The sequence below is a fragment of the Flavobacterium sp. genome, assembly GCF_025352015.1.
Lineage (GTDB): Bacteria > Bacteroidota > Bacteroidia > Flavobacteriales > Flavobacteriaceae > Flavobacterium.
On the sequence record NZ_JANXUG010000092.1, the window covers coordinates 1 to 3,028 of the forward strand.

The 3,028-nt window shown below is 33.7% G+C and carries 4 protein-coding genes; 3 read left to right on the top strand and 1 reads right to left on the bottom strand.

Annotation, left to right across the window (positions count from 1 at the left end):
* Both Q0Q96_RS09315 and Q0Q96_RS09320 read left to right on the top strand, forming a co-directional pair.
* Positions 1–346 (top strand): hypothetical protein (locus Q0Q96_RS09315; RefSeq protein ID WP_293874128.1); only part of this gene is annotated, 346 nt, incomplete at its 5' end.
* Between the two features lie 3 nt (positions 347–349).
* A complete protein-coding gene (locus Q0Q96_RS09320) occupies positions 350–1,303 on the top strand; it encodes a transketolase C-terminal domain-containing protein (RefSeq protein ID WP_293874130.1) in 954 nt (317 codons plus the stop codon).
* A 12-nt stretch (positions 1,304–1,315) separates the two neighbouring features.
* Here Q0Q96_RS09320 and Q0Q96_RS09325 read toward each other — a convergent pair whose 3' ends face one another.
* Positions 1,316–2,335, bottom strand: coding sequence for an FKBP-type peptidylprolyl isomerase (locus tag Q0Q96_RS09325; RefSeq protein WP_293874132.1), 1,020 nt, complete (start codon positions 2,333–2,335; stop codon positions 1,316–1,318).
* A 79-nt stretch (positions 2,336–2,414) separates the two neighbouring features.
* On the opposite strand from Q0Q96_RS09325, the gene Q0Q96_RS09330 reads away from it, so the two are divergent.
* Positions 2,415–2,780 carry a S4 domain-containing protein gene (locus Q0Q96_RS09330; RefSeq protein WP_293874134.1) on the top strand — a complete coding sequence of 122 codons (366 nt, stop codon included), beginning with the start codon at positions 2,415–2,417 and terminating at the stop codon, positions 2,778–2,780.
* Positions 2,781–3,028: the final 248 nt, after the last annotated feature.

A 3,028-nucleotide genomic window follows, 5' to 3' on the forward strand; every position in this document is an offset into this window, starting at 1 on the left:
TTGTAATGTTGACTGTAGAAAATTTGGTGTAACAGAGGATAAAATAGATAGTATACATACTAAATTAACAGCTACTCAATATTTAAACAAAAAGAAAACAATAATTGCTTTTCAATATCAAACGATTCTGGAACCAATCGATTACAATGGTTTAGATAATTTTTTAGAAATACTTCAACATCATTATTTATTTTGTGAATATGTAAATACTTCCCAAAAAAGTATTCCTAATTTTATAGAAATGAGTTCAAATAAAAATAAGTATTTAGAAATTAAACTTAAAAAAATACAATCAGTAGCTGTCGATTTTAAAGTGGAGAAAGATAAGATAGTTTTCAAAAATTAAATCATGAAAAAATACAACAACACAGGAAGTAAAGATACCCGTTCAGGTTTTGGGGCAGGAATGACCGAACTAGGGAAAAAAAACGAAAACGTAGTTGCTTTGTGCGCCGACTTAATAGGCTCGTTAAAGTTTGACGATTTCAAGAAAAATCATCCCGAACGCTTTTTCCAAATTGGGATTGCAGAAGCCAATATGATTGGGATTGCTGCGGGATTAACCATTGGAGGTAAAATTCCGTTTACGGGAACTTTTGCAAACTTTTCTACCGGAAGAGTCTATGACCAAATTCGGCAATCGGTGGCATACTCTGATAAAAATGTGAAAATTTGTGCGTCACATGCCGGACTAACCTTGGGAGAAGATGGAGCGACACATCAAATATTAGAAGACATCGGATTGATGAAAATGCTTCCTGGCATGACCGTAATCAACACTTGTGATTATAATCAAACGAAAGCTGCCACACTAGCATTAGCAGACCATAATGGTCCAGTGTATCTTCGTTTTGGTCGTCCGGTTGTTCCTAATTTTACTCCAGCAGAAGAACCCTTCGTAATTGGAAAAGCCATTCTGCTCAATGAAGGAACCGATGTGACTATTATTGCAATTGGCCATTTAGTTTGGGAAGCTTTGATTGCGGCAGAAACACTAGAAACTAACGGTATTTCTGCAGAGGTAATTAATATTCACACCATCAAACCTTTGGATGACGAAGCTATTTTGAAATCGGTCGCTAAAACAGGTTGCGTCGTAACTGCAGAAGAACATAATTTTCTTGGTGGATTGGGCGAAAGTGTAGCCAGAGTTTTAGCACTTAACAATCCTAAACCACAAGAGTTTGTGGCGGTTCATGATTCATTTGGCGAAAGTGGTACTCCCGAACAACTCATGGAAAAGTATAAACTCAACCACCAAGCTATTGTAGCGGCGGTGGAAAAAGTAATAAAGAGAAAATAATTTTGATTTTATTTAGTTATGGCACGTTGGGTCAAGGTACCTTTTTTTACCGTTACCAGTACCACCACATGTTGGTATTAAATCAAAAGGATATGCAACACCTGCGGTATTTTTGATTTCGCTGGCAGTGGTAAAATAATCTCCATCATCATCTACATCTAAAAAATCTGGGATTCCATCACTATCAGTATCATCAACATTGTAGACACCTGTTGCCAAAGTATAAACATAACCATCTGGTGTATTCGGGTTTGCAGCATCAGTTCCTATATCTTCTTGGTAGGAATAAATACCATCGCCATCTTGATCGGTTCGTTGAATTTCATATAATTTGAAACTAAATATAAGTGGAGAATAAGATGGAATTCCACCTGTTGAATTAGAAAAATAGGCCAACCCCGAAGGAATAAACATAACACCAGCACCAAAATCGTTATAAGAAACTGTACCATCTGGATTACCTGTATAACTACCTGTTTTAAATTTAGGAAATATTTCACTCCAACCTCTAATTACTCCTGTTAAATTAAAGAAACCTTGCGGGTTAACTGATTCTTCAAATTGTTTTGATACAATTGTGCTAGTGGTAACGGTACCAACTGTTTCGGTACTCGTATAAATATATTCTCCTCTATAAGAGGTTAAAACTCTGTCAACGTTGCATGGAGATTTGCTATTAGCGCCTGACCCTTGTCTCAATTGTAAATAATAGATTTTATAAGGAATATCAATATTATTTTGTTTAACGGTCACTAATCTAGTTTGAATAGGATAAGTTGTTTGATCCCAGATAGAAGTTTGGGTTCCCCCAGTAGGAATTAATGTAAAAACCACATTTTGATCGTCGGTAGCACCAGGATTGGTAACCACTTCCATATAATGAGTTTTCATATAGGTTTCTATAGTAGTCATATCGGTTACATTTTGTGCAGTATAATCACGTAACGGTTGTGTACTACTATCGCTTCTTGAACAAGAAACAGTTATGAAAACAAGAGTTAAAAGTGATAGTATTTTTGAAATATTATTCATTATTTGTTTGAATTTTGATGCCGCAAGATACAATATTGATTTATTTTTGTAAACAATTTAACGTTGATTTTGCAAAAAAATGAGAGTAGATAAATATTTATGGTGTGTTCGTTATTATAAAACTAGAAATATGGTCACCGAAGCTTGTAAAAAAAACCATATTACCGTAAACAATTTGGTCGCAAAACCTTCAAAAGAAGTTTTTTCCACAGATAAAATTACTTTTAGAAAAGATCAGATTACGTATGTAATTACTGTTTTAGATATTCCAGAAAATCGCGTTGGTCCAAAATTAGTTGATATTTATAGAAAAGATGAGACCTCTCCCGAGACTTTTGCACATCTAGAATTACTAAAATTGTCCAAAGAAGATCATCGAAAAACAGGAGCGGGAAGACCAACAAAAAAAGACAGAAGAGATATTGACGGAATTCAATTCGATTGAGATTGTAAAGAATAGATTCTTAAAAAATAATTTACCTGCGAAATATGAGCCAGAAAAGTGTTGCAAAACAATTAAAATGTGAATTTTAATAGAATATATTTAATTTTTATGGCTTTAGTCTAAAGAATATATTTATTATCTTTGTTTTATGAAAGATACCATTTTAGCACAAATATCGGAATTAAATCAAGAAGAGAAATCTCGATTATATAAAATTATAGAAGGCTTTTTGTTTGATAATGAAATAG